The following is a 24453-nucleotide window of genomic DNA, read 5'->3' on the forward strand; positions in this document are numbered from 1 at the left end:
CTTCTTGAATACTACCCGAAAAGAGAAAGCCGCCGTCTGTTGACAGCGACTTTTCTCTTTAGCAGGTAAACCGTATCAGCAGTTCATTTAGGGCATCCACCGCACCGAGCCTTTTTTCCTGTATCTCTCGATTTCGCCACTCCATAAGACACTGACAAGTTACTCTGGTTTCTACCGGCTCAAAAGGGATTTTCTTCTTCCGTCCCGGCTTCATTGCTTCTGCAATGTCGCACAGGCGGAGGGCAAGATTATCAATCTGAGCGTTAGTTTCTGTATCGTACCCTCTGTGCTGCTGTATTAAGCCGTTTATCAGCACCCGCACCTCATAATCGTCCAACTTCACCTTCATAGCCACACTCCTAACAGTAAATAAAATCGTTTGCAACGCTTTCCATAGCAGCACTGCGGATGTTGTTCATTCTCCCAACCTACAGCATTTCCTAAAACTTCTTTGCCCTGCGGCGGCTGGATCAGATGGATTGCGAAATGGATGCCATTTTCTCCACCCGCAGCAGCATTCCCAACGGCCAACTGTCAGGCTGGAACCACCGGATGCATAGGGTGATCAGCTTCGTGGCGTGAGAAATTTTCTTAGAAGGAATAGAAGAAAGGGACCGGTAATCTGCCGGTCCCTTTCTTCTTTGCGCACTTTTCATGCGGGCTGCTGTATAGCTTCGGATGCAAAAATTCCTATAAAAAAGACACATATACATATTTGTTCACAAAAAATTTAAAAATTACCGTGCATTCGAGACTTCATATTCAGGCAACAGGCATCAAAATACCAATGAAACATACAAGCGTTGCGTCACTGTATACACTTATTTTTTGTTGACCTAAAAAAGAGAACGCGACATGCAAAAAATGCAGTGCATATAAGCGAGCTTGTTTTGCACAAAAATTTAAAGTCCTGTTTTTTCGAGACTTCGTATTCAGGCAAAAAAACCACACAATATGGGTAGATGATGCAAACGCACTGGGGAGACTTGTGCAAGCAAATTTTTAAAATTGAGGAGCTGAAAGAAAATGAGTAAAATTATCGACAATCCTTTTCCGACAAAATACCCGGGTATCATGGTCGTCATTACCGCTAAGAAAAAGGGAAATAAATGGTACCTTACCGGCAAGCTCAAAAACACGAGTGGTAAGACCTTGACCGGTTACCAGCCCTGCACTCGCACGGCAAAAACCGCAGACGATCTGATTATATGTAAGGAGATCGTTTTTACGCTGGAGAGCAAGCTTCAGAGTAAGAAGCAGTCGACTGCGGATAAAGATGCGGATAATACGGTGCCCGTTAGTCCTGCGGGTGAGAAGATCCAGATGGCGTTTGAAAAGGTGAAGGCCATGGACCCGAAGAAGATCCACGGTGCCTGGAGCCGGTCTACGGCTGTAACCGCCAGGAAATATTTTGAACGGAACATTCTTAAAGTGTTGATCCGGTGCGCAGAAGAATCCTACACGCAGGAAACCTCCATCCGGATTCAAGGGAGGATTCGGGACATCTTTCGCGCCTCAAAATCGGGCGATTCAGAGGCTGAGGACAGGACCGTATTTCGCCATTTGCAAGAGGCCGAGAAAATCTATCGTTGTATGGACTCGCAATCGGAGGAACCGCTGCCGATATTTGACTTTGACTTTGATACGCCCAATCGGAATCGAAAAGAGCAGTTCAAATCTTTTTCACAGGAAGACCGCCTTAAAATCGTCGATATCCTGAAAGAAATGATTGCCAATAAGCCGATGGTTGTCAAAAGAATGGTAGCCATGTTTGACGCAGGTCTGCGCACAGGTGAGGCTTGCGCGGTCCAATTTGAAAACATTCGGGAAGAGGTCACACCCACCGGGATCCGTTACGGCCTATACTGTGTGGAAGGCCAGGAGGATCCTGCCAATAAAGGAAAGGTGACCAAACTTTTAAAGACCGCCAATGCCTATCGGACAGTGCTATTTTCTTCCTGGGGCTATGGCATGATCTGCCGCTGCAATCAGCTTGCGCCGGAGACACCCTCGGATACGCTCCCGGTCACCAGTGCCGCTCTGTGCAAGGAGTTTAGGGGAATTATGGAGGGAATCGGCATTACACCCCAGAATATTCAGTTATGCTGGCAGGAGAACGGAGGACCAAAAATTGAACTAACGGCGAGTTCAGTCCTTTTGGATGCGCAGATCAGCGACTATATCCTGCGCCGCGATCGCGCATCTCGCTGGAAAACAAGTGCGGCATGAGTTCAGATGATATAGATATGCTGCTGGGCCACAGCCTCAACGGGAAAAGCTACTATATGCGCCGGGTGCGCCGCGATGCCTTTCTCTTGCCGGAGCACCTCAACACTCTGGCTGAGCTGAACGAGAATTACCACTATCATGCTGACTATCAGCCCCAAATTTCCCTGTCAGACGAGAGCCAAGAGGAGATCCCGCTGCCTAAAGCCGGCGTGCGCATTATTTGCAACAACACCGATCATCCCATTAGGAAGCGGATCTGCTTCTGGACAAGCGAGCCGGGTGATTACATGACTTTCCGGGCTTCTCCCGGCGTTTTGGCTCAGGTCAATGTGCAGAGCAACCCATTTAATATGCAAGACAGCCGCTCCTCATCTGCGAGCGGGAGTTAGGAGGGATTATTATGGCAAAAGAAAAAAAGATTGAATTCCCAAATCCGAACTTTCAGCTCTATGAAAGGGTCGATGATGAAAAGCACATGCTCAAGTATGAGGGGAGCTATAACTTCATGGGGGTCAAGGCGATATTCTCTGTAACTGACCAGTATCCATTCAATCTAAAGACGCCAAGCAATCGGGTAAATTGCCGTTATCGAGGGACGGCCTCCATTCGGGACCCTCAGAGAAACGGGAAGGTGCTGCGGCTTCAGGGAGAGAAAGCTGCATGCGCTTTGAATGATTATTACATGAAGCACCCCGAGGAGAAATCGAATCCAAAGACAGATTCGGATGTGTTAAAGATTGCGGAAACCATCAATTTTAATGGCGAGTCTGCCCAGGAGCTTGCGGAATTTATCTTTTCAAAGTGTACTAAAATGTTGGAGAAGTATCAGGATCAGCTCGTTGACTGCGTTCGCCTTCATGTCCAGCCGGCTACGATCTCGCCCGGCGAAGCAGCTTACATTTACACGGACCAATTTCTCAACAAACGGCATGCAAAGGCAGCAGAGGAAACCCGCACCGCTATACGCAATACCATTTTCAAGTTTTTCAAGCGGATGGAAAATAAGCCCATGTCGCGGTTTACGAAGCGGGAGATCAATAAGTTTGTAACCACGGAAAACATCTCGGACAGTGCAAAAAATACGCTGTATCAGTTTTGGGGATATTGTCTGGAGAGGCATTATTGCGAAGGGGACAATCCCTTTGAACGCGCCACACCGAAGAAGTTTTCGCCTGAAGCGCAGGCGAGAAAGAGCAAGCAGAAAAGCTATCTGGCCCAGTCTGAGCGTGAGTATATTTTCCAGCGGCTGAAAGTACAGCCCAACGCCTATGCGTGTCTGGTTGCACTGGGACTTTTTTGCGGCCTGCCCATTGAGACTGCCCTGAAGCTGACTTGGGATAAAATCCATTTCGATAAAGGTGTGGGATGGATCGAGCTGATGGACACTGACCTTGACGGAGACCGCTTTACCTGTGCGACCCATAATTACTCCTTTGTGATGATGCCGCAGGCCTATGAGATCCTACATAAATATAAAGAGACGCTTGAGACGCAGGAAAAGTGCGATATTTCCCATAAGCGGATTGCAGGCGATCCTGCTATTACGAAAGTCGCGCTGAATAAATTCGTCGAGACCCTTATGGCGCAAATGGTAGTCTTAAAAATCGGCGGTACGGCATTCCCGTCAAAAAGCGGATATTCCGTGCTGGTGGAGACCTATCGTATGATGATCGAACTGGAATGCGGTATACAGGACGATGAGGGCACCAAGCGTTTTCTGCAGCATCGTCCCATGACGGGATTGGTAACAGACGACCATTATGTCTCCTATACGGACGCTGAGGCCCGTGACCGTCAATACATGATTTTGAAGCGCCAGGCACCTAAAAAGAATAACTCTAAAGGCAAGATAGACCTGAAGAATGGGGATGTAAGGTATTATCCTGACAGCAATAAAGAGCGGCTTTTTGTGTGCATGGATGTTGAAATTCAGTCGGGGGAGTACTTTGCCATCGATGCCGGGTACACAATAGAGGGCAAGATCATGTCGCGTGACACAGATGATGAGGATAACAGCGAAAACGAAAATTAAAATACATAGACGAGCAGCCGCATGAAATTTTGTGACCCCAATGAAAAAAATTTTTCTTCCAGTCCCGGATTAACTCCTCAAAAAAGGACAGTTATGCACGGCGTTATGTACGCGTTATGCACAACTTTTTTGAAATTTTCAAGAGTCCTTCTAAAAGTGCAAAAAAGTTCTGAAATCCATAGATTTCAGAACTTTTTGGTCTGAGTGTAATTATAGGATTTCAGAAAACGCAGATATATCAATGGTTTGCTGGCAGTCGGCAAGAGGTTTTTATTCTTTTTGCAATCCATCAGTGTAGCTTGCATTTATAAATTCAAACCTTGCAGCATTATTGCATATTTCTGGAGTTGTTAATATGGCATACAGTATGCGGCGCATCATCTGAATTTCATTAAATCCGATGCTATTGTAATCGTGGTCATATGCATCTCTACCCGTTTGGAGATGTACTCGATTTCTCAATTCTCGTAATTTCTTGAGTGCCGGGAAAATATTATGATCTATTGTCAGAATGTGTTTTTTCTCAATTCTTTTAATCATTGAGTCTAAATCCATTCTCATTTCATAAGGCGGTACTTTTTTATATAATTTCGTTTCTGCTTTGATAGTTACTCCATCTGTCTCTATGGGGTTAGCTTTAAAGTTTGAGTATTCTTCCCATTCCGTTTTGTTCCAGTTTCCCGTACTTTTTAGCAAATAGACAAATAGCATTTCAGTAATGCCCATTCCTGTTATGATATATGATTTATATAGCATAGTGAGCAACACTTCTGATAATTTGAGTTCTTTTATTTGCTTTTCAATGTACTCGATGTATTGCATACTATATGCGAAGTTGCTATTCAGTCTTTTGTTTTCTTGTGTGTCATAAGGAATTTTGATACTCATTTTATATGACTCTACTGACTGGGGGTACCATCTGTTCCTTGCTTCATTCTTGGCGATTAAAGTTTCCATAGGTTACCTCACATCACATCAAAAGTACTTATATTTAAGTATACCATATCATCATGAATTTCGCTACCCCAACGGGACAACGGGCGGCGTTTTCATATATAAAACCATGAAGGGAGGTCACTTCCACCCGGCCAGTCTGCGGACTGGCTTTTTTCATGCCACGAAAAAGGAGGTTTGCAAATGGCAGATGATAAGAAAAACATTCCCGAGGCAGCCCCGCCCACCGAGGCTCCCACTCCTGCGGTAGAAAATGCCGCCGTGCTGGAGCAGCCCTCTCCCGGGCCTGCGCTGACCGACGCAGAGGCGGTCATGCTGGAGCATGAGGGGCAGGCGGCGCTCTTTGAAATGGGCGAGGCCGTGCCTGATCCCGCTGACGCTGTTACCCACGCCGAGGTGGAGGAGCCTGCCGCTCCCGAAGCTCACAAGGCCGAAAAGGAACAGGAGCAGCCGCCCACTCCCGACAAGGACGATCCCGCCCCGGCACATTCCGGCAAGGTGGTGGATTTCGCCGCTGCCCGTGACGAGGCGGCCAAGGAGGAGAAAAAGGCGGTCAAGCAGAAGCCGCCCACCGAAAAGGACAAGCCTGCCAAACCCGGCAGAGGCCGTCCGCCCAAGGAGGGCAAGGCCGCTCCCGATAAGCCTAAGCCGCCCAAACCTTGGGACAAAAAGTCCCAAAGCAAGCCCGCCCCGGAGAAGCCTGCCGTGGATAAGGGCGGCGCTCCCGTTGGTGCGGAGGCCACGCCGGAGCCGTCTGCGCCCCGTGACGCCACCCGCGCCGAAAAAGAGGAGATCGTCTATCTCAATCTGTCTGACCTGCACCCGTTCAAAAATCATCCCTTTGGTGTCCGGGACGATGCGGAGATGCAGGGGCTTGTGGAGTCGGTCAAGGCGGCGGGCGTCAATCAGCCCGCGCTGGTGCGTCCCCGTGAGGATGGCGGCTATGAGATCATCGCAGGCCACCGCCGCCAGAGGGCAAGTGAACTTGCCGGATTTGCGAATATGCCGTGTATCGTCCGCAACATGACGGACGATGAAGCCATCCTCGCCATGACGGATGACAACCTCCGTCACCGTGAGCGTATTTTGCCCACGGAAAAGGCGCAGTCGCTCAAAATGCAGGTGGAGGCCATCAAGCACCAAGGCTCCCGCCCCGGTGAAGAGGACAAGGACGCCGGAAAACGCTCCACGCAGGTCGTGGGAGATCGCAACGGCATGAACTACAAGCAGGTGCAGCGGTATATCCGCCTGACCGAGCTTGTGCCGGATTTGCAGAAAATGGTGGACGAGAAAAAACTGGCGTTCACCCCGGCGGTGGAAATCTCATTCATCCGCCCGAAGCATCAGAAATATATCGCCGTGTCCATTGAGGGGCAGCAGTCCTCGCCATCGCTGTCGCAGGCGCAGAAAATGCGGGAGCTGGACAAGGACGGCAAGCTCAACGGCGATGTAATCGACGGTATTCTGTCGCAGGAGAAAAAGGAGGTAGACAAGGTGATCATCAATAGTGCGGAACTGGAAAAGTATTTCGGCAAGGATAAGTCCCCGAGGGAAATGAAAGACAAGATCATTTCTCTGCTGGATGACTGGAAAGCCAAGCAGCCGCCCGAGCTGGGCAAGCCCGAAAAGAAAACGGATCTTGAAAAGTGACCTTGGGACTTTTTGCCCCGAGGTCTTTCGTTTCCCCGGATGGCTCTTGTGGTTATATCCCCCGTCGCCGCCCGTATTCCAGCATGGCCGAGAGCGGGCTGTCAAGGGTGCATCGCACCGCCGTTTTCGGCGGCCAGCCCTTGACCGTCTGTCCCGGCTATGCTTTTTCTCCGGCAAGCGGCGGGGGTATATCCTCCAGAGCCGCCCCCTTTCCCAAGAATGGGAAAGGGCGTGGGGTTTGGGTTGATCTACTACATTATAAATTGGAGGTTTTTACAATGAAACGACCCCTCGCATATATTACTGCCGCATGGTGCGGCAGCGACCACGAAAACACAAAGCTGGCGGCGCAGTATTGCCGCACGGTGTATGAGGCGGGCTTTTCGCCCATCTGCCCGACGCTCTATCAGCCCCTTTTCCTCAATGACGCCGTTCCCGAGGAGCATAAGAGCGGCATCGACATGGGGCGCGACCTGCTCCGCCGTTCTCATGTGCTGATGGTGTGCGGTCATACCGTCACCGAGGCCATGAAGAACGACATCGCCGTTGCCCAGCGGCTCGGGATCACCGCCACCACCCTTGAGGGCATTTTGACCGTCAAGGGGCAGGGGCGCAGATAAGATGACGGCGCTCCGGCTGGGGAGCCTGTTTGACGGGATCGGCGTGTTCCCGCTGGCGGCGGTGCGCTGCGGCATTGAGCCGGTATGGGCAAGCGAGATTGAAAAAGCCCCTATCTCCATCACCAAGCGCCACTTTCCCGATATGGCGCACTTGGGGGATGTGACAAAGCTGGACGGGCGGGAGATCCCGCCCGTCCATATCATCACCTTTGGCTCACCATGTCAAAATCTCTCGCAGATCGGCAACCGCAAAGGGCTTGCGGGAGAAAAGTCCAGCCTGTTTTTTCAAGCCATCCGCATTATCCGTGAAATGAGGGAGGCGACAAATGGTCTATTTCCAGCAATCGCTGTTTGGGAAAATGTCATGGGAGCGTTTTCATCAAATGACCGGATGGATTTTAGAGCCGTCCTATCCGCTTTCACAGACACCGATGTTTCAATGCCTGCTTCTGGAAGATGGGCAGGAGCCGGAATGGTGCGAGGGCGAACGCCTGACCTCTGTTGGCGGCTCATGGACGCCCAGCATTGGGCAAGCCCCCGGCTGGCACGACGGCAGCGCATCTTTCTTGTGGCAGACTTTGGAGGACGGCGCTCCCACGAAATACTTTTTAAGCCCCGCACAATGCAGTCACTTTCTGCATCTGGCAGAGATAGCGGGCTGCCCGCCGCCTGCGGAGATCGAGGCTCTTTTATTGAAGCAGGGCGGCGCGTACCAATTACCCGACCCTTTCAATGCTTCCGTATGCGGGCCTCCGCCAAGGAGCGGACGGAAACAGCGTTCCGAAACAGCTTCGGATTGCCAACTGACCCTTTTCCCACTCTGTTAGCGGGCGGCATTTCGCCCTTTGCCTTTTGGTACGAGGACGATCCCGCCGGGGGCTGCGTCCGCTTTCCCACGGAAACGGAATGTGAACGGCTCATGGGGCTGCCGGAGGGCTGGACAAGGTACGGCGCGGATGGCGAGGAAATCCTATCCTCCCATCGCTACCGGGCGTTGGGAAACGCCATCGCGCTGCCCTGTGCCGAGTACATCATGGCGGGGATCGCGGAGGCGCTGACAAAAGGAGGTGCAAATGACGGTATTTGAAGCCTACATCACCAACCTCGGCAAATACGCCGAGGGGCAGCTTGTGGGCGAAACGCTGAAATTTCCGGCCACCACGGAGGAGGTGCAATCGCGTCTAAAGAACATCGGCGTGGACGGTGTGCGGTATGAGGAATTTTTCATCACCGCCTTTGACGGCGATGTGATGGGCTTATACGATTATCTCACCGAGTATGAAAACTTGGACGAGCTGAACCATTTGGCACATCTCATTTCCGAGCTGGACAGCGACGAGATCGAAACGTTGGAGGCTACGCTCAACAAGGGCGACCATACTTCCAGCGTGGCAGACATCATCAATCTCGTTCACAATCTGGACTGCTACGAGCTGCACCCCGGCGTGACCGACGATGAAACGCTGGGGCGCATCTATGTGGAGGACATGGAACTGTTGGATGTGCCGGACAATGTGCTGCCCTACTTCGATTTTGAAGCCTACGGGCGGGATATGCGGATCAACGAGGGCGGCCACTTCGCCCCCACAGGCTATCTGACCCGCAGCGGCGACTTCAAGGAGGTGTACCATGGGATCGAGGACATTCCCGCCGAACACCGTATTTTTGCGTACCCAAAGTTGAATATCCGGGAGCAGATGGCGGCCTACAAGGAGGTCATAGACCGTTCCTCTTTGGAGGGCAAACGCCTGCACCCGAGAAAGGAGCATGATGACCGCTGACCTTGGGACATTTTGTCCCGAGGTTATATTTCTATCAGAGAGGAGGCGATGACGGCTGGTAGACGAGGATATTTCCCGGCGCACGATTGCCGTATCGGTGAAAGCGTCGAAGCTGACCGCCCGGGGGCTTGCCTATGTTGTCCGGGCGGTGGGGCGCAAGATCGTCAAGGCGCACCGGGCAAAGCAGACACCTCACGGCAAGCAGACCGTGAAAAAGCTCATGGCGCACGGCACATCCACCAGCAGCCTTGAGCTGTCCGGGGACACGAAGCTCTTTGACCGGGTAGCCCGGAAGTGGAATGTGGACTATGCCTTTTATCAGACCGAACCGGGAAAATACCTGCTGTTCTTCAAGTCCGGGCAGGCGGACGCTATGACCGCCTGTTTTTCGGAATACTCCCGCAAGGTGCTGGATAAGCCCAAGTCCCGCCAGCCCACGATCCCCAAACAGATGAAGCAGGCGGAACAGCAGCTTGCCAAGGAAAAGCCGCCCAAGGAGCATATCAAGGAGGTGTCGCATGACAGATAAACTCCGTAAATATGTGCTGCCCAACATTCCCTATGTGTTCATCGGCTGGGCGTTCCTCAAGCTGGGGACGGCGTACCGTCTGGCAGCTGGCGGCGATTTTGACCATAAGCTGCTGGGGCTGGGACAGACCATCGGCGTGGCCTTTGCCGACTTTGCCCCCGGCCTTGCCCCCTTTGACTGGCTGGTGGGCATTGTGGGGGCGGTGGCGTTCCGCCTGCCGATCTACTTCAAAAGCAAGAACGCCAAGAAGTTTCGCCGGGATGCGGAGTACGGCAGCGCCCGCTGGAGTGCATAATTTTAAGTGTAAATGACACATACATGGACGCACAGGAGGTTATGCACATGACTGATTATAGCAAAATTACAGCCCTTTACTCCCGCCTTTCCGTAGGCGACGAGGACAGGGACGGCGGCGAAAGCAACAGCATACAGAACCAGAAGCGTATTCTTGAAACCTATGCGAAGCAGAACGGCTTTTCCAATCTGCAATGGTACACAGATGACGGTTATTCTGGGGCGAACTTCCAAAGACCCGGTTTTCAAGCCATGCTTGCGGACATTGAAGCCGGAAAAGTCGGCACCGTTATCGTCAAGGATATGTCACGGTTAGGGCGAAACTATCTGCAAGTGGGAATGTATACGGAAATGATTTTCCCACAGAAAGGCGTCCGCTTTATCGCTATCAATGACGGAGTGGACAGCGCACAGGGCGACAATGATTTTGCCCCTCTGCGGAACATTTTTAACGAATGGCTGGTGAGAGATACGAGCAAGAAAATCAAAGCAGTAAAACGGTCTAAGGGTATGAGCGGGAAGCCCGTCACGAGCAAACCCGTATACGGCTACTTTATGGACGAGGACGAAAATTTTATCATTGACGGGGAAGCCGCCCCTGTTGTGCGGCAGATTTACAGCTTGTGCCTTGCCGGGAACGGGCCGACCAAGATAGCCCGTATGCTCACAGAGCAGGAGATCCCCACGCCGGGAACGCTGGAATACCGTCGGACGGGAAGCACCCGCCGCTACCACCCCGGCTATGAGTGCAAGTGGGCGACCAATACCGTGGTACATATCCTTGAAAACAGGGAGTACACGGGCTGTCTGGTAAACTTCAAGACGGAGAAGCCGTCCTACAAGACCAAGCACAGCGTAGAGAACCCCATTGAGAAACAGGCGATTTTCGAGAACCACCATGAGCCTATCATTGACACCCAGATGTGGGAGCGTGTGCAGGAGTTACGCAAGCAGCGCAAACGCCCGAACCGCTATGATGAAGTGGGCTTATTCTCCGGCATACTCTTTTGTGCCGACTGCGGCAGCGTCCTTTACCAGCAGCGTTACCAGAACGCCACCCGCAAGCAGGATTGTTATATCTGCGGGAGCTACAAGAAGCGTACCCGTGACTGTACGGCGCACTTTATCCGCACCGACCTGTTGACCGCCGGAGTGACCGACAATCTGCGGAAAGTCACCAGCTATGCAGCGAAGCACGAAGCCCGGTTTATGAAGCTGCTGATCGAGCAGAACGAGGACGGGGGCAAGCGCAGGAACGCCGCAAGGAAAAAGGAGCTGGAAGCCGCCGAGAAGCGTATCAGCGAGTTATCCGCTATCTTCAAGCGGCTGTATGAGGACAGCGTGACCGGGCGCATTTCAGACGAGCGTTTCACGGAGCTGTCGGCAGACTATGAAGCCGAGCAGAAAGAACTGAAAGAGAGAGCCGCCGCTATCCGGGCAGAGCTTTCCAAAGCGCAGGAAGCCACGGTAAACGCAGAAAAGTTTATGAATGTTGTCCGCAAGTACACCAGCTTTGAAGAACTTACCCCTACCCTTTTGCGTGAGTTTGTGGAGAAAATCGTTGTGCATGAGTGCAGCTATGACGAGAACGGCACACGCAGACAGGACATTGATATTTATTACTCTTTCGTTGGCAAGGTAGACCTGCCCGAATGACCGCCCGACCTATCCGGCGCAATGCGCAAACGCCGGATAGGAACGGCAAAATTTTTTACACTTCTACTACTTCTTTATCACACATCAGCAAAGTCTCAGGGCATGAAGCAGCTCATGGCGGGCGGCGGCATCATCGTGCTGGGTACGACCCTGATCCCTCTGCTGTCCACCCTGTTTTAAGGGCGTAAGGCATGGGATTTCTCACCGACTGGCTGACAGACTGGCTAAAAGAGCTGCTGATCGAGGGGATCATGGGCAACCTCACAGGGCTTTTTGATACGGTCAATTCCCGTGTCGGAGAGATTGCGGTGCAAGTGGGAACTACCCCGGCGGCATGGAACGCCGGGGTGTTCTCCCTGATCCGGCAGCTTTCTGAAACGGTGATACTGCCGATTGCCGGTCTGATCCTCACTTTTGTTGCCACCTATGAGCTGATCCAGCTCATTATCGAGAAGAACAACCTGCATGATCTGGACTACTGGATCTTCTTCAAGTGGATATTCAAAACGGCCTGCGCCATTTTGATTTTGTCCAACACTTTCAATATCGTCATGGCCGTGTTCGATGTGTCCCAAAGCGTTATCGCCCGGGCAGCCGGGATCGTGCAAGGCTCAACGGATATTTCAGAGGCCATGCTTGCCGACTTGGAGGCCACGCTGGAAACGCTGGGGCTTGGCTCTCTGCTGGGGCTGTGGCTGCAATCCCTGCTCATTCATGTGACCATGTGGGCGATCAATATCGTGATTTTCGTCATCGTCTATGGCCGCATGATCGAAATATACCTGCTGACCAGCTTAGCCCCCATCCCCGTTGCCACGCTCTCCAACCGGGAGTTGGGCAATACCGGGCAGAACTATTTGAAGTCCCTGTTCGCCGTGGGCTTTCAAGGCTTGCTCATTCTCGTCTGCGTTGCCATCTATGCGGTGCTGATACAGGGCATCGCTACAAGCGGCGACCCCATCGGCGCGATATGGGGGTGCATGGGCTATTCCGTGCTGCTCTGCTTCTGCTTGTTCAAGACTGGCTCCATCGCCCGCAGCGTGTTCAGCGCACATTAAAGGAGGGACAGCTGTAAAACTTGCTGTTGAATTTTACAGCAGAATGGGATATACTATAGGCGAAAGGAGCTGATCAATATGCCAAATATCAAACCCATTTCTGACTTGCGGAATTACAGCGAGGTACTGCATGATGTGGCTGTGGGCGCTCCTGTCTTTTTGACGAAAAACGGACGGGGGCGGTATGCCATCGTGGATATGCACGATTACGAAAAAACACAGGCCACCCTGCGTCTGATGAACGAGCTTGCCAAAGGTCGTAAGTCCGGCGAGGAGAAAGGCTGGCTGACCTTGGAGGCCGTGGAGGAACACCTTGGGATTACCCATGAATAATCTGCACCTGTCCTACGAGGCGCAAAATGACCTTTTTGACATCAAGGACTATATCGCAGAGGATCTGGAAAATCCGCAGGCGGCAATCGCCACGGTAAGCAAAATCACAAAAACAATTCGTATGCTCCGTGACCGCGCGCTGATCGGCACACCGCTTTCCTCCATCGCAGATGTAGACAGCGATTATCGCTTCCTTGTCAGCGGAAACTATATGGTTTTCTACCGGGCGAATGGGAACGACATCTACATTGACCGTGTTCTGTATGGCCGTAGGGACTACCTGCGTATTCTATTTACAGATATACAGTCAGACACTATCGAATAACAAACACTTTTGAAACCGTCAGCTTCTCGCTGGCGGTTTTTTCATGTGCAAAGGAGCGTGATTTTATCGAAAAGTACCCCATCATTTACGCTGACCCGCCGTGGCGCTACTCTGCAAAGAAAGTACAGGGCGCGGCGGAAAATCACTATCCCACCATGAGCATTGATGAATTGTGTGCGCTGCCTGTGGCCGAGCTTGCGGCCAAGGACAGCGCCCTTTTTATGTGGGCGACCTTTCCCCAACTCCCGGAGGCTCTGCGGCTGATCCGTGCGTGGGGCTTCACCTATAAAAGTGTCGCTTTTGTCTGGCTCAAAAAGAACAAAAAGGCGGATAGCTGGTTTTATGGGCTGGGCTTCTGGACGCGGGCCAACGCTGAGGTTTGCCTGCTGGCGACCAAGGGACACCCCAAGCGGCAGGCCGCCGACATTCACCAGTTTATCATTTCGCCCATCGAAGCCCACAGCAAAAAGCCGGACGAAACCCGTGACAAGATCGTTGCCCTCATGGGCGATTTGCCCCGTGTGGAGCTGTTCGCACGGCAGACCGCTCCCGGCTGGGATGTGTGGGGCAACGAGGTAAAGCCGACGATCCCGGACTTTGGGACAAGTTGTCCCAAACTGGAGGTGACAGACTGATGCCCTATGTGAATGTCCCAAATGACCTTTCTAAGATCAAGACAAAGATCGCGTTCAACCTCACCAAGCGGCAGCTTATTTGTTTCGGCGCTGGTGCGGTTATCGGCGTTCCTACCTACCTTTTGACCCGGCAGGCCATCGGCAACACCGGGGCGCTGTTCGCTATGCTGGCGATCATGCTCCCGGCGTTCCTGCTGGCGATGTACGAAAAGGACGGCTTACCCTTTGAAAAGGTGATCCGCAATATCATCCGGGTCAAGTTTACCCGCCCCGGCATCCGCCCGTACCGAACGGAAAATATCTACGCCCCATTTGTGCGAAAGGAGGAGCCTATTGAGCAAAGCAAAGAAGCAGAAAAACGGAAATAAGCACCGGGCGCTGTCCGCCCAGCAGACCATTCCTTATATCGCCATGCACCCGGACGGGATCTGCCAGCTCCCCGGCGGGCTTTACACAAAGACGCTGGAATATGAGGACATCAATTATGCCGTGGCGTCCACGGAGGATCAGACTGCCATTATCAGCGGGTGGAGCGCGTGCCTGAATTATTTTGACAGCTCTCTGCCGTTTCAGCTTTCCTTTGTCAACCGCCGCAGCCGGAACGCCAACCGCTACAAGGTAAATATTCCGGCGCAGGAGGATGACTTCAACAGCATCCGGGGCGAGTATGTGGAAATGCTCAAATGCCAGATCGCCAAGAGCAACAACGGCATTGAACGGTACAAGTACATCACCTTTGGCCTGCCCGCCGAGGGCGCGACGGAGGCGCGTCCCCGGCTGGGGCGCGTGGAGACGGATGTCATGGGCAACCTGAAACGGCTGGGCGTCCAGTCCCACCCGCTGGATGGCCGGGATCGGCTGGCGGTGCTGCATGGGCAGATGCACCCCGGCGGGCGTGAGCCGTTCCGCTTTGCGTGGAAAGACATTCCCAAGACGGGCATGGGGACAAAGGACTACATCGCCCCGGACAGTTTCGACTTCCGGCAGAGCCGGACTTTCCGTGTCGGCCAGATGTGGGGCGCGGCGTCCTATTTGCAGATCATGGCGTCGGAGCTTTCGGATAAGCTGCTGGCGGAGATTTTGGAACTGGACGCCGAGCTGACCGTCACCATGCACATTCAGACGGTAGACCAGCTCAAGGCCATTAAGACGATCAAGGGAAAGATCTCTGACATAGGCCGCATGAAAGCGGAGGAACAGAAAAAGGCTGTCCGTGCCGGGTACGATATGGAGATTTTGCCGCCTGACCTCATTACCTTTTCCAAGGACGCCGCCGAGCTGCTCTCCGACCTGCAAAGCCGCAACGAGCGAATGTTCCTGCTGACCTTTACGGTGGTAAACCTCGCTCCCACCCGGCAGCGGCTTGAAAACGATGTGTTCACGGTGAGCGGCATCGCGCAGAAATACAACTGCGCCCTGCGCCGTCTGGACTGGCAGCAGGAACAGGGCTTTGTGTCCTCGCTGGCGCTGGGCTATAACGGCATTGAGATCCAGAGGGGTATGACCACCAGCTCCACGGCCATCTTCATTCCCTTTATGACCCGGGAGCTTCGCATGGACGGGCAGGCGCTTTACTACGGCATGAACGCCCTTTCCAACAATGTCATCATGGCTGACCGCAAAAAACTCAAATCCGCCAACGGAATGTACCTCGGCTCTACGGGCAGCGGCAAGAGCTTTGCCGCCAAGCGGGAGCTGATCAATGTGTTCCTCGCTACCAATGACCGTATCATCGTGGTTGACCCGATGGGCGAATATGCCCCGCTGGTGCGGCGGCTGGGCGGACAGGTCATTGAGATCGCCCCGGACAGCCCGCACCACATTTCGCCTATGGACTTGCAAATGAATATCAACGACGAGGACAGTCCGCTTTCCATGAAGGCGGATTTTTTGCTGTCCCTGTGTGAGCTGATCGTGGGCGGCAAGGAGGGCTTGCAGCCCATCGAGAAAACCGTCATTGACCGCTGTGTGCGGCTGGTCTACCGGGAGATGGCGCTGGGGCTGGAACCAGCGAAAACGCCGCTGCTGCAAGATCTGTATGAGGAGCTGCTGCGCCAGCCCGAGCCGGAGGCGCGGCGGGTGGCGACGGCGCTGGAGCTTTACTGCACAGGCTCTCTCAATCTTTTCAACCATCCCACGAATGTTGACCTCAATTCCCGTGTGGTCTGCATCGTCTTAAAAGGCTTGGGTGAAAACCTCCGCAAGATCGCCATGCACACCACCAACGAGTTTGTCACGGCGGCGGTGAACGCCAACCATGCCGAGGGCGTGGCGACTTGGTGCTACTTTGACGAGTTCCATATCCTGCTCCGTGATCCGTTGACGGCCAGCTACTTTGTGGCGGTATGGAAAATGCTCCGCAAAAAGGGCTGTGTCCCCTCGGCGCTGACGCAGAATGTGAAAGACCTGTTGGCCAGTCGGGAGATCGAGAACATTTTGGACAACACCGATTTTATGGTGCTGCTGTCGCAGGCGCAGAGCGACCGTGCGATCTTGGCAAAGCAGCTTGGCATTTCCGAGCATCAGCTCTCCTATATTACGCACTCCAATTCCGGCGAGGGCTTGCTGTTCTATGGAAATGTCACCATCCCGTTTGTAGACCGTTTCCCCCGTGGGGAGATCTATGACCTGCTGACGACCCGCCCGGAGGATCTTGCCCATGAGCGAACAGACGAGTAACCCCACTTCGGGACAAAATGTCCCGAAGTCCAAGTTCCGCAGAAAAAGCCGGCAGGAGCAAACGGCGGCGTCCAAGCTGCGGATGGAGCGCCGGGGCGAGAAGCTGGACGCCGCCCGGGAGAAGCTGGCAAAGCAAAAGCCGCCGAAAAAGCCCGGTGCGGTCAAGCGCCTTGCCCATACTGCCGGACACGGCGTCCACGGCTTTGTGCATGGCAAGCTCTATGAGGTCGAGCATGAAAATGTCGGCACGGAGGGCGCACACCGTTCCGAGCTGGCGGCGGAGTCCGTGTACCGCTTCGGCAGGCGCAAGCTCCGCAAGGCCATCCGGGAACACCCGGCAAAGGCGGTGGAGCGTGCCGAAAGCAAGCATATCAAGGCCACGGCGGACTATTACTACCGCAAGACCATGGAGGAACACCCGGAAATGCAGGAGGGCGGCGCGGTGTCCCGGTATCTGCAAAAGCAGAAGATCAAGCGCCAGTACGCAAAGCAGGCGCGGGAGACTGCCAGACAGACCGCCAAGGCCACCGAGGGTACGGCGTCCGTCACGGGCAAGCTGGCGGAAAAGGTGTCTGCCTACATCAAGGAACACCCCGGCGGACTGCTTCTGCTGCTGGCGGCGTTTCTTCTGCTGGTGGTGCTGCAATCGTGTATGTCCTCGCTGGTGACGGTGGGCAACGGCGTGGCCGGAGCCATCGGCGCGTCCACCTATGCCGCCGAGGACGCTGACCTGCTGGGGGCGGAGGCCGCCTACTGCGCTCTGGAGGACGAGCTGCAACGCTACCTCGACACCTACACCCGCACCCACGATTATGACGAATATCATTTTGACCTCGACACCATTGAACACGATCCCTATGTGCTGCTGTCCATCGTCTGCGCGCTCCATGAGGGCGAGTGGACGCTGGGCGAGGTACAAGGAACGCTCCAAATGCTCTTTGACCGCCAGTATATCTTGACGGAGGATGTGGTGGTAGAGGTACGCTATCGTACCGTCACCCGGACGGACAGCGAGGGTAACGACTATGAGGTAGAAGTTCCGTACAACTATTACATCTGCTATGTCACACTGGAAAACTTCAACCTCTCCCATCTGCCCATCTACATCATGGGCGAGGAACAGCTTTCCCGGTACGCTCTCTACATGGCGACGCTGGGCAACCGTCCCGACCTGTTCCCGTCCTCGCCCTATGTGGGCAAGTACACCGGCAAGCCCCCGGCACATGAGATCCCGGAGGACTACCTTGCCGATGAAACCTTTGCCGCCATTTTGAAGGAGGCGGAGAAGTATGTGGGCTATCCCTATGTGTGGGGCGGCAGCAGCCCATCCACATCCTTTGATTGCTCCGGTTTCGTCAGCTATGTCTACAACCAATGCGGCTGGGACTTCGGACGGCTGGGGGCGCAGGGGCTATACAACATCTCCACCCGGACAAGCAGCCCCAAACCCGGCGACTTGGTGTTTTTCACGGGGACTTATGACACGCCGGGGATCTCTCATGTGGGCATCTATGTGGGCGACGGCTGGATGCTCCATTGTGGCGACCCCATCAGCTACGCCAACCTCAACACGAGCTACTGGCAGTCCCATTTCTACGCCTACGGAAAATTATTTTGACAGGAGGTTTTTATGGCTATCTCCAAAAGTGCAAAAATTCAGGCCGAGATTGAAAAGGTCACGGCCAAGATCACCGAGCAGCAGGCACGGCTCAAGGAATTGGAGCAGAAGAAGCTGGAGGCAGAAAACAGCGAGATCGTGGAGATCGTGCGCGGCATGAGCGTTTCGCTCACCGACCTGCCCGTGCTGCTTCAGACCATCAAGAACGGCGGTACTTTGGGACAGAATGTCCCAAAGTACAATACGGATAAGGAGGACGGCGAATGAACAAGTGGATGAAGAAGCTGACAGCGGCGCTTTGCGCCGCTGTTTTGATGTGCGGCATGGCGGTCACGGCCTACGCCGGGGGCGGTGAGGAATGGAGTGGGCTTGACCCGGCAGAGCCGCTGCCCACTGAAACCGTTAACCCCGGTGAAGGCTTCACCGAGGACGGCAATTTTGTGACCCGCGATCTGCTCTACGACAAGGCCACCAATAAGCAGTTCATCACGGTGCAGACCAGCGGCGGCAACACCTTTTACATCGTCATTGACTATGACAAGCCCACCGACGAGGACGGCGAGCAGTACCAGACCTACTTTTTGAACATGGTGGACGAGGCCGACCTGCTGGTGGCGATGCAGGCTGCGGGCGGTGCGCTGCCGGAGTGTGCCTGCGCGGACAAATGCGCCGTGGGTGCTATCAACACAGATTGTACCGTCTGCGCCGTGAATATGGGCGAGTGCCAGGGCAAGGCTCCCGAACCTGTGCCTGTGGTAGAGCAGGAGCCTGACCCCGAGCCGGAGCAGCCCAAGAACAGCGGCGGGACGATCCTGCTTGTGCTGGCCGTGGCGGTCATTGGCGGCGTGGCTGGCTGGTATTTCAAGATCTATCGTCCCAAAAAGCAGCAGGCCGCCGACGCTGCGGAGGACTACGGCGACGATTACGACGATACCCCGCCTTGGGAGGACGAGGACGAAACGGAAAGCGAGGGCGAGGAATGAGATTTACCAACAGCCCCTATGAGGACTTTATGAAAGAAAAAAGCTACTTCAAGGACGTCCCGCCCAACCTGCCGCCCAAAGGCTCCCGCTGCGACGGTTGTCCCTACTGGCACGGGATCGGCTGTATGTTCTGCTACCGGGAACAGCTCAAGCCCAAGACGGGAGAGAAAAATGAGCCGTGAATTGACCCGGCAGGAAAAGGCGGCGATCCGCTCCCTTGTGAAGCGGTGGTGCGCCAACTATGACAAGGACGCTGGCTGCCTGCCGCTGGACTGCGAGTGCTATATGCTGGGCAAGTGCTGGACGGGCGCTTATTGCCGCTATTTTTGTTCGGCGGTGCTGCCTCTTGATCCGGTGCTGGAAAGGTCGCTGACCGTGGAGCGTATCACGGAAACCCGGCCTTGTCCCATCTGCGGCAGGGCCTTTCTCCCAGACGGGCGGCAGCGGTATTGTTCGACCGCTTGTGCCGGGACTGCCCTGCGGGAGCAGAAGCGGGCATATATGCGCCGCATGCGGAGATAGTGCGTGGAAATTTAGCTCCGGGAAACGCCTGTATTTGCAAGGCTTTTCCGGGGCGCTTTTGGGGTGAGAGGTATGTTTTCCCGTTTACCCCTCTTTTTGCAAAAATGCTTTCCACATCCAAGCAACGCAACTTTGGGACATTTTGTCCCGAAGTCCCGGCTGAAAGGAGGAATTATGCCGAAATATTATGAGATCAGCGAGTCGGCGGCAAAGCGGGCAAAGGATATGAACAGCTATTCCGACTATGCCCCCGGCTCGGCCACGGCGGGCTACCGGGCGATGGTGGATGAAGCCTATGCGCTGGCAGAGAGGCAGAAAGCGCGGGTCGATCCCATGTACCATGATAAAATCGACGCCCTTGTTGACCGCTACGCCCGCAGGCTGGCGGAAAACCTCAATGAGCGCAACGCCATTGATGCCCGTGTGCCGTCTATTCTAATCACCGGGGGCGGCAATTTCCCCGTGGCGAAAAAGGCCAAGCAGAACGCCGCCCGGGATCGCAACTACGGCGAGTACGCTGAAATTGAAAAGCTGCTGGATAAGATCCGTTCCACAGGCCGGGGCGGGATCAGCGCCGACGATGACCTTGCCGTGGAAAAGCTCACGAAAAAGCTGGAGGGAATGGAGTCCCAGCAGGCTATGATGAAAGCGGTCAATGCCTACTACCGCAAGCACAAGACGCTGGAGGGCTGCCCTGAACTGACGGCGGAGCAGGTGGAAAAGGTCAAGGCGGCCATGTCCCAAGACTGGCGCAAAGACCCCGTTCCGTTTCCGTCCTATCTGCTCACCAACAATAACGCCAATATCCGCCGTGTGCGCCAGCGCATCGAGGAGCTGAGCCACAAGGCGGAGTTTGTGGGCTGGACATTCCCCGGCGGTGAGGCCAATGTCAACGAGGCGGAGAACCGCTTGCAGCTCATTTTTGCGGAAAAGCCGGACGCCGATACCCGGCAGGCGCTCAAAAGCGAGGGCTTCAAGTGGGCGCCCAGCCAAGGGGCATGGCAGCGGCAGCTCAATCAGAACGCCATCCGAGCCGCTGCAAGGCTGGACTTTCTGCGCCCGGAGGACGGCAAAAGCCCCTATCAGCTCCAGCCCTTTGCAAAACGGGCGGAGAAAGATGTATCACGGTGAGGATGGTATATGGACAAAAACCAAGGCTATGAGATCATAAAGGCCGTCATGCTGGAAAACGGCAGGGGCTTTGCGCTGGGGCATCATCCTACCGCTCCCTCGCCCTATGTCACATGGGCTTGCTATGATGACAGGGACGGCCAGCGGCAGTATGAATGGGGGCATTACGGCAGTGACCGTGCCGCTCTGGAACAGGATTTTACGGCGCGGGTGAAGGAGTACCAGCGTCTTTACAATGTCGGTGTCAGGCAGACCGAGGCTCCCGGCCTTTACAAGTATTATTCTACCCAGCGCCCCGTGGACATGGGGACATTCCCCAAGCCGCCCCGCAACGCCCCGGATGAGATCGTCAACTACGATCAGCGCGTCCCGGTTGAAAATGGGTCGTTTCTGGCGTGGGGGCATCTGACCTACACACGGCCATTGACGAAACGGCAGACGTCTGACTATGAGCTGCGGCCTGCACCTGACAATCCCGACAGGCCCCGTTCGATCCGGGAGCAGATGAAAACCGCCGCAAAGCTGGCCGAGGCTGACCGGGGCCAAGCGGCCCCAAAGAAAAATGCCCCTGACCGGGGCGACAGATAGGAGGACATTTATGGATCAGGAACACAATCCCAACAAGAACGCCGAGCATTTTATGGAGCAGAACGGGAACATGATCGACGGCATCATCAACAATCTGCCTGTGCCGCCCCGGTCAGAAAAGCCGCTGGATAAGGTGCGGGAACACCCGCCCAAGCGCCGCAGCCGGGAGCGTGAGGAGCGTTGACAAAAAAGCGCGTCCGCAGCGTCCCCATCTATGTGTGGGTACGGCCTGACGAGCTGGAGGTCATTCGGGAGCGCATGGCCGAGGCGGGCATCCGCAACATGAGCGCCTATATCCGAAAAATGGCGCTGGGCGGCTATGTGCTCCACGTTGACCTTGAACCCGTCAAGGAGCTTGTGTCGCTCCAGCGGCGCTGTGCAAACAATCTCAATCAGGCGGCCGTCCATGCCAACACCTACGGCATCTACCCCTCGGAGATCGCGGCGCTCCAAAAGGACTATGCCGACCTTTGGGAGCCGTTGTCCGAACTGCTGAAAAAGCTGTCAAAGATTGTTTCTTTATAAAAAGGGGCAGGAAATAATCCTGCCCCTTTTTAGCTATCTTTTTTGCAGTAGTTTAGGCTTGAAATATACGTTGAGAAAAGGGAAAGCATTTCATCAATACACTTAGTGATACAACTAATGAAAGTTTCGACATCTTTTTGCGTCACAGTAATGCTGTTTTCTCCATGTGCGATGGAATTTCGATACCAAACTAATTTTTCAATAGTAGGCTTTTGCTGGTCTAGCACGGGAGAAACTGAAATTTCAAAGTAAGAAAGCATTTTCGATAATTGCTTAAAATTTAAGTTGGAATTTGCCGAAACAACGCTTCTATCAATATGTACTCCTGTTTTTTGTGATGCCAAAAATTCGTTCAAAAACCGTGACTGTTGGTCTGTCGAACAATTTCCTTGCAAATATGAAAACCTTTTTCTGTTGTCTAATAATAAAACGTGATTGGCAGCATCTTGATATGAAAGACTTATTTCATTGAGGTAGTCAACCAGTAGTTTCATTGATGCGACACAAAAGCCTTCCCAATGCGAATAAATCATCGGAATACAAAACTTCCAAAATAAAGGGTAATGCGATCTGAAAGAAGGGTAAGTATATAGAAAGGGGATTTTCTTGCAAAACTCAAGTTCAGTAATTCGCCATTCTCGCTCTGCTACCAACAGACATTGTAATTCGTGCTCTGTCATTCTGCATCATCCAAAAGAATTTTTCTTGCAATGATCAACTTGTTATTTATTGCGCTAGGATTGCTACTTGCTGCACCGGCATACTTTTTGAAATCTGCATTTTCGCGAAGTTCAGCGACACGACTCACAAATGTATCGGTTGCAATCGCACGATAATTCTTAGATGTAGTTGCTAATGATAGGAAAATAGAGTCGAACATACTAGTTGAGAGATTTAACCGTGATAGCTTAAATATGTCACATCCCGCAGGCTGTAGGTAAGTGCAGATTTCCTCAAAAACTTGCTTTGTCTTTTCAATTTTTTCAACATCGGGAGTTTCACATTGCTTTTTCATAATCTTATCAAAGAAGTCTTCAATAACCTTCTCTGTGAACTCCGCACGGAAATTGTATAGTGAGAAAAAGCGTAGGAATAGTTCCTCATACATCATTTTTTCTCTTGCATCGTCAGAAATGTTTACCAAAGCTCTATATATAGGATTATTTGAGCACTTATTTATGGTAGCGCTGAAATACTTATAGTTAGCAAATCCACGGAAAATACAGTTTCGTATCTCTTGACGGGTTAAACCTTCACCACCTGTATTAAGTCGTTTGAACAACTCATATCGCATCTCAAAATGGCTGTCTTTTTGTATAATTTCGACTCTACAAGGAGTTCTTTTGATTGTCAATTTTAAGTCCAAAGGTAGCGTCTCTATTGTTAAGCCTTCCAATTCTGGAACAATACTACCCGGCTTTAATACTAAATGATTTTTGCTCTCATCCTTTAACTCTCCAAAGAAGGAAAGGACAGTCGAAACTCGTTGCAATCCATCTATTAACTCCCAAGTGCCATCTGAGTTAGTCGCTACGAAGATAGAAGGGAACGGGATTCCTAGTAAAATGGACTCAATAAAATCAGTTTGCCGCTGCTTGTCCCAACGGAAGGCCCGCTGATATTCTGGTGAAATAATGATCTCTTCATCCTTATACATATTGATGATTTCACCAAAAGACATATCCACTCTGTCAGATTTAATATCTTGCCTATATTGGGAGATTCTGTCGTTAATATCCATACAAACTCCTCCGAAAAGATTATTCTCCAAGTTGCTTTAATATTACCGCACAATATATAGAAAGTCAATCTGAGGATTCTTGGGGAAAATGATCCTTATTAGGGGGCATCTACTCCCAAAGCGGTGAAAGCTCGACATCCTTGTGTGCCTATTTTCCCAGCGGTATAATATGGGTAGAAGGACTGACCAACCCGATTTTTTGATGGAGGTAGCTGCTATGATCGTTCTCAAAATCCTTGCCGCCCCCGTGATGGTGGCGCTGTCCCTGCTGGCCGCTATGGTCACATTCCTGTTCTGCGTGGCGTCCGCCGTGTGTGAGCTGGGCTGCATTGTGCTGACGCTGCTCTCCGTCATCCTGTTCATTGGTGGGCAGACGGTGGGCGGTGTGGTGTGCCTCGTCCTTGCGTTCCTCGTTTCTCCCTTTGGCGTTCCCGCCATCGCTGAGTGGCTGGTGGACAAGCTGCACTCGGCCAAGTTCGCCCTGCGGGATTTCATCACCGGCTGATACTTCGGGACAAAATGTCCCAAAGCTGAAACGACGGCGGCTGACCACAGCCGCCGTTTGTCATA

The 24453-nt window shown here is 53.2% G+C and carries 29 protein-coding genes and 2 pseudogenes; 27 read left to right on the forward strand and 4 right to left on the reverse strand.

The window, feature by feature from the left end:
• Positions 1-58: 58 nt before the first annotated feature.
• Positions 59-349, reverse strand: a complete 291-nt coding sequence (locus KI236_RS01755) for a hypothetical protein (protein ID WP_212818758.1) — start codon at positions 347-349, stop codon at positions 59-61.
• Positions 350-1026: 677 nt separating this feature from the next.
• Between KI236_RS01755 and KI236_RS01760 the strand changes: the two genes are divergently transcribed.
• The 3 genes from KI236_RS01760 to KI236_RS01770 are packed head-to-tail and all read left to right on the forward strand — an operon-like array spanning position 1027 to position 4261.
• Positions 1027-2229: a hypothetical protein gene (locus tag KI236_RS01760; protein WP_212818760.1), complete on the forward strand. Its 1203-nt coding sequence runs from the start codon at positions 1027-1029 to the stop codon at positions 2227-2229.
• Positions 2226-2618, forward strand: a complete 393-nt coding sequence (locus KI236_RS01765; RefSeq protein WP_212818762.1) for a hypothetical protein — start codon at positions 2226-2228, stop codon at positions 2616-2618. Before KI236_RS01760 ends, KI236_RS01765 begins: the two co-directional genes overlap by 4 nt.
• Before the next feature lie 11 nt (positions 2619-2629).
• The gene (locus KI236_RS01770) at positions 2630-4261 is read left to right on the forward strand and encodes a hypothetical protein (RefSeq protein ID WP_212818764.1); all 1632 of its coding nucleotides are present in this window, start codon (positions 2630-2632) and stop codon (positions 4259-4261) included.
• Between the two features lie 270 nt (positions 4262-4531).
• On the opposite strand, the gene KI236_RS01775 is transcribed toward KI236_RS01770, so the two are convergent.
• Positions 4532-5218, reverse strand: coding sequence for a hypothetical protein (locus KI236_RS01775; protein WP_212818766.1), 687 nt, complete (start codon positions 5216-5218; stop codon positions 4532-4534).
• Between the two features lie 180 nt (positions 5219-5398).
• On the opposite strand from KI236_RS01775, the gene KI236_RS01780 reads away from it, so the two are divergent.
• From KI236_RS01780 to KI236_RS01890, 23 genes and pseudogenes are all read left to right on the forward strand, one after another.
• A complete protein-coding gene (locus tag KI236_RS01780) occupies positions 5399-6865 on the forward strand; it encodes a ParB/RepB/Spo0J family partition protein (protein ID WP_212818768.1) in 1467 nt (488 codons plus the stop codon).
• Between the two features lie 278 nt (positions 6866-7143).
• Positions 7144-7485, forward strand: coding sequence for a DUF7768 domain-containing protein (locus tag KI236_RS01785; RefSeq protein WP_212818770.1), 342 nt, complete (start codon positions 7144-7146; stop codon positions 7483-7485).
• 1 nt (position 7486) lies between these two features.
• On the forward strand, positions 7487-8572 hold the full coding sequence (locus KI236_RS01790; protein ID WP_212818772.1) for a DNA cytosine methyltransferase: 1086 nt from the start codon (positions 7487-7489) through the stop codon (positions 8570-8572).
• Positions 8559-9266, forward strand: coding sequence for an antirestriction protein ArdA (locus KI236_RS01795; RefSeq protein WP_212818774.1), 708 nt, complete (start codon positions 8559-8561; stop codon positions 9264-9266). The genes KI236_RS01790 and KI236_RS01795 overlap by 14 nt, the downstream gene beginning before the upstream one ends.
• A 97-nt stretch (positions 9267-9363) precedes the next feature.
• Positions 9364-9795: a PcfB family protein gene (locus KI236_RS01800; RefSeq protein WP_212818776.1), complete on the forward strand. Its 432-nt coding sequence runs from the start codon at positions 9364-9366 to the stop codon at positions 9793-9795.
• Positions 9785-10081, forward strand: a pseudogene (locus KI236_RS01805) (conjugal transfer protein TraG); the annotation flags it as partial. The gene KI236_RS01800 and the pseudogene KI236_RS01805, both read left to right, overlap by 11 nt.
• A gap of 50 nt (positions 10082-10131) precedes the next feature.
• The gene (locus KI236_RS01810) at positions 10132-11745 is read left to right on the forward strand and encodes a recombinase family protein (RefSeq protein WP_212818780.1); all 1614 of its coding nucleotides are present in this window, start codon (positions 10132-10134) and stop codon (positions 11743-11745) included.
• An 87-nt stretch (positions 11746-11832) separates the two neighbouring features.
• A pseudogene (locus KI236_RS12340) lies at positions 11833-11925 on the forward strand (Maff2 family mobile element protein); the annotation flags it as partial.
• 11 nt (positions 11926-11936) lie between these two features.
• A complete protein-coding gene (locus KI236_RS01820) occupies positions 11937-12803 on the forward strand; it encodes a VirB6/TrbL-like conjugal transfer protein, CD1112 family (RefSeq protein ID WP_117472067.1) in 867 nt (288 codons plus the stop codon).
• A gap of 78 nt (positions 12804-12881) precedes the next feature.
• Positions 12882-13136, forward strand: coding sequence for a type II toxin-antitoxin system prevent-host-death family antitoxin (locus KI236_RS01825; protein WP_212818783.1), 255 nt, complete (start codon positions 12882-12884; stop codon positions 13134-13136).
• Positions 13117-13461, forward strand: coding sequence for a type II toxin-antitoxin system RelE/ParE family toxin (locus KI236_RS01830; protein WP_329958956.1), 345 nt, complete (start codon positions 13117-13119; stop codon positions 13459-13461). The genes KI236_RS01825 and KI236_RS01830 overlap by 20 nt, the downstream gene beginning before the upstream one ends.
• A gap of 65 nt (positions 13462-13526) precedes the next feature.
• Positions 13527-14096, forward strand: coding sequence for an MT-A70 family methyltransferase (locus KI236_RS01835; RefSeq protein WP_212820586.1), 570 nt, complete (start codon positions 13527-13529; stop codon positions 14094-14096).
• Positions 14096-14464 (forward strand): PrgI family protein, encoded by a 369-nt coding sequence (locus KI236_RS01840; protein ID WP_212818785.1) that lies wholly within the window; start codon positions 14096-14098, stop codon positions 14462-14464. The genes KI236_RS01835 and KI236_RS01840 overlap by 1 nt, the downstream gene beginning before the upstream one ends.
• On the forward strand, positions 14430-16775 hold the full coding sequence (locus KI236_RS01845) for a VirB4-like conjugal transfer ATPase, CD1110 family (RefSeq protein WP_408059036.1): 2346 nt from the start codon (positions 14430-14432) through the stop codon (positions 16773-16775). Before KI236_RS01840 ends, KI236_RS01845 begins: the two co-directional genes overlap by 35 nt.
• The gene (locus tag KI236_RS01850; protein WP_212818787.1) at positions 16756-18393 is read left to right on the forward strand and encodes a C40 family peptidase; all 1638 of its coding nucleotides are present in this window, start codon (positions 16756-16758) and stop codon (positions 18391-18393) included. Before KI236_RS01845 ends, KI236_RS01850 begins: the two co-directional genes overlap by 20 nt.
• Before the next feature lie 12 nt (positions 18394-18405).
• Positions 18406-18660, forward strand: a complete 255-nt coding sequence (locus tag KI236_RS01855) for a DUF4315 family protein (RefSeq protein ID WP_212818789.1) — start codon at positions 18406-18408, stop codon at positions 18658-18660.
• A complete protein-coding gene (locus tag KI236_RS01860) occupies positions 18657-19376 on the forward strand; it encodes a DUF4366 domain-containing protein (protein WP_212818791.1) in 720 nt (239 codons plus the stop codon). The genes KI236_RS01855 and KI236_RS01860 overlap by 4 nt, the downstream gene beginning before the upstream one ends.
• Positions 19373-19558, forward strand: coding sequence for a hypothetical protein (locus tag KI236_RS01865; protein WP_212818793.1), 186 nt, complete (start codon positions 19373-19375; stop codon positions 19556-19558). Before KI236_RS01860 ends, KI236_RS01865 begins: the two co-directional genes overlap by 4 nt.
• A complete protein-coding gene (locus KI236_RS01870) occupies positions 19548-19898 on the forward strand; it encodes a cysteine-rich VLP protein (RefSeq protein WP_212818795.1) in 351 nt (116 codons plus the stop codon). The genes KI236_RS01865 and KI236_RS01870 overlap by 11 nt, the downstream gene beginning before the upstream one ends.
• A 174-nt stretch (positions 19899-20072) precedes the next feature.
• Positions 20073-21029, forward strand: coding sequence for a hypothetical protein (locus KI236_RS01875; RefSeq protein ID WP_212818797.1), 957 nt, complete (start codon positions 20073-20075; stop codon positions 21027-21029).
• Positions 21030-21038: 9 nt separating this feature from the next.
• The gene (locus tag KI236_RS01880) at positions 21039-21617 is read left to right on the forward strand and encodes a defense against restriction DarA-related protein (RefSeq protein ID WP_212818799.1); all 579 of its coding nucleotides are present in this window, start codon (positions 21039-21041) and stop codon (positions 21615-21617) included.
• Positions 21618-21627: 10 nt separating this feature from the next.
• Positions 21628-21801: a DUF4316 domain-containing protein gene (locus KI236_RS01885; RefSeq protein ID WP_212818801.1), complete on the forward strand. Its 174-nt coding sequence runs from the start codon at positions 21628-21630 to the stop codon at positions 21799-21801.
• Positions 21798-22142: a plasmid mobilization protein gene (locus KI236_RS01890; RefSeq protein ID WP_212818803.1), complete on the forward strand. Its 345-nt coding sequence runs from the start codon at positions 21798-21800 to the stop codon at positions 22140-22142. Before KI236_RS01885 ends, KI236_RS01890 begins: the two co-directional genes overlap by 4 nt.
• Before the next feature lie 29 nt (positions 22143-22171).
• On the opposite strand, the gene KI236_RS01895 is transcribed toward KI236_RS01890, so the two are convergent.
• Positions 22172-22822 carry an MAE_28990/MAE_18760 family HEPN-like nuclease gene (locus KI236_RS01895; protein ID WP_212818805.1) on the reverse strand — a complete coding sequence of 217 codons (651 nt, stop codon included), beginning with the start codon at positions 22820-22822 and terminating at the stop codon, positions 22172-22174.
• Entirely contained in the window at positions 22819-23883 is a 1065-nt protein-coding gene (locus KI236_RS01900) for a DUF262 domain-containing protein (RefSeq protein ID WP_212818807.1), read from the reverse strand. The genes KI236_RS01895 and KI236_RS01900 overlap by 4 nt, the downstream gene beginning before the upstream one ends.
• Positions 23884-24100: 217 nt before the next feature.
• Here KI236_RS01900 and KI236_RS01905 point away from each other — a divergent pair, with 217 nt between their 5' ends.
• The gene (locus KI236_RS01905) at positions 24101-24388 is read left to right on the forward strand and encodes a CD1845 family protein (RefSeq protein ID WP_212818809.1); all 288 of its coding nucleotides are present in this window, start codon (positions 24101-24103) and stop codon (positions 24386-24388) included.
• Positions 24389-24453: the final 65 nt, after the last annotated feature.

It is taken from the genome of Vescimonas fastidiosa (assembly GCF_018326305.1).
Lineage (GTDB): Bacteria > Bacillota > Clostridia > Oscillospirales > Oscillospiraceae > Vescimonas > Vescimonas fastidiosa.

Bases quoted from the DNA above. Each gene is read 5' to 3' on its own strand.
- KI236_RS01760 (WP_212818760.1), top strand. From the start codon at position 1,027: ATGAGTAAAATTATCGACAATCCTTTTCCGACAAAATACCCGGGTATC.
- KI236_RS01905 (WP_212818809.1), top strand. From the start codon at position 24,101: ATGATCGTTCTCAAAATCCTTGCCGCCCCCGTGATGGTGGCGCTGTCC.
- KI236_RS01840 (WP_212818785.1), top strand. From the start codon at position 14,096: ATGCCCTATGTGAATGTCCCAAATGACCTTTCTAAGATCAAGACAAAG.
- KI236_RS01870 (WP_212818795.1), top strand. From the start codon at position 19,548: ATGAGCCGTGAATTGACCCGGCAGGAAAAGGCGGCGATCCGCTCCCTT.
- KI236_RS01765 (WP_212818762.1), top strand. From the start codon at position 2,226: ATGAGTTCAGATGATATAGATATGCTGCTGGGCCACAGCCTCAACGGG.
- KI236_RS01820 (WP_117472067.1), top strand. From the start codon at position 11,937: ATGGGATTTCTCACCGACTGGCTGACAGACTGGCTAAAAGAGCTGCTG.
- KI236_RS01895 (WP_212818805.1), bottom strand. From the start codon at position 22,822: ATGACAGAGCACGAATTACAATGTCTGTTGGTAGCAGAGCGAGAATGG.
- KI236_RS01885 (WP_212818801.1), top strand. From the start codon at position 21,628: ATGGATCAGGAACACAATCCCAACAAGAACGCCGAGCATTTTATGGAG.
- KI236_RS01860 (WP_212818791.1), top strand. From the start codon at position 18,657: ATGAACAAGTGGATGAAGAAGCTGACAGCGGCGCTTTGCGCCGCTGTT.
- KI236_RS01755 (WP_212818758.1), bottom strand. From the start codon at position 349: ATGAAGGTGAAGTTGGACGATTATGAGGTGCGGGTGCTGATAAACGGC.
- KI236_RS01865 (WP_212818793.1), top strand. From the start codon at position 19,373: ATGAGATTTACCAACAGCCCCTATGAGGACTTTATGAAAGAAAAAAGC.
- KI236_RS01780 (WP_212818768.1), top strand. From the start codon at position 5,399: ATGGCAGATGATAAGAAAAACATTCCCGAGGCAGCCCCGCCCACCGAG.
- KI236_RS01880 (WP_212818799.1), top strand. From the start codon at position 21,039: ATGGACAAAAACCAAGGCTATGAGATCATAAAGGCCGTCATGCTGGAA.
- KI236_RS01900 (WP_212818807.1), bottom strand. From the start codon at position 23,883: ATGGATATTAACGACAGAATCTCCCAATATAGGCAAGATATTAAATCT.
- KI236_RS01850 (WP_212818787.1), top strand. From the start codon at position 16,756: ATGAGCGAACAGACGAGTAACCCCACTTCGGGACAAAATGTCCCGAAG.
- KI236_RS01790 (WP_212818772.1), top strand. From the start codon at position 7,487: ATGACGGCGCTCCGGCTGGGGAGCCTGTTTGACGGGATCGGCGTGTTC.
- KI236_RS01855 (WP_212818789.1), top strand. From the start codon at position 18,406: ATGGCTATCTCCAAAAGTGCAAAAATTCAGGCCGAGATTGAAAAGGTC.
- KI236_RS01825 (WP_212818783.1), top strand. From the start codon at position 12,882: ATGCCAAATATCAAACCCATTTCTGACTTGCGGAATTACAGCGAGGTA.
- KI236_RS01770 (WP_212818764.1), top strand. From the start codon at position 2,630: ATGGCAAAAGAAAAAAAGATTGAATTCCCAAATCCGAACTTTCAGCTC.
- KI236_RS01875 (WP_212818797.1), top strand. From the start codon at position 20,073: ATGCCGAAATATTATGAGATCAGCGAGTCGGCGGCAAAGCGGGCAAAG.
- KI236_RS01795 (WP_212818774.1), top strand. From the start codon at position 8,559: ATGACGGTATTTGAAGCCTACATCACCAACCTCGGCAAATACGCCGAG.
- KI236_RS01785 (WP_212818770.1), top strand. From the start codon at position 7,144: ATGAAACGACCCCTCGCATATATTACTGCCGCATGGTGCGGCAGCGAC.
- KI236_RS01810 (WP_212818780.1), top strand. From the start codon at position 10,132: ATGCACATGACTGATTATAGCAAAATTACAGCCCTTTACTCCCGCCTT.
- KI236_RS01775 (WP_212818766.1), bottom strand. From the start codon at position 5,218: ATGGAAACTTTAATCGCCAAGAATGAAGCAAGGAACAGATGGTACCCC.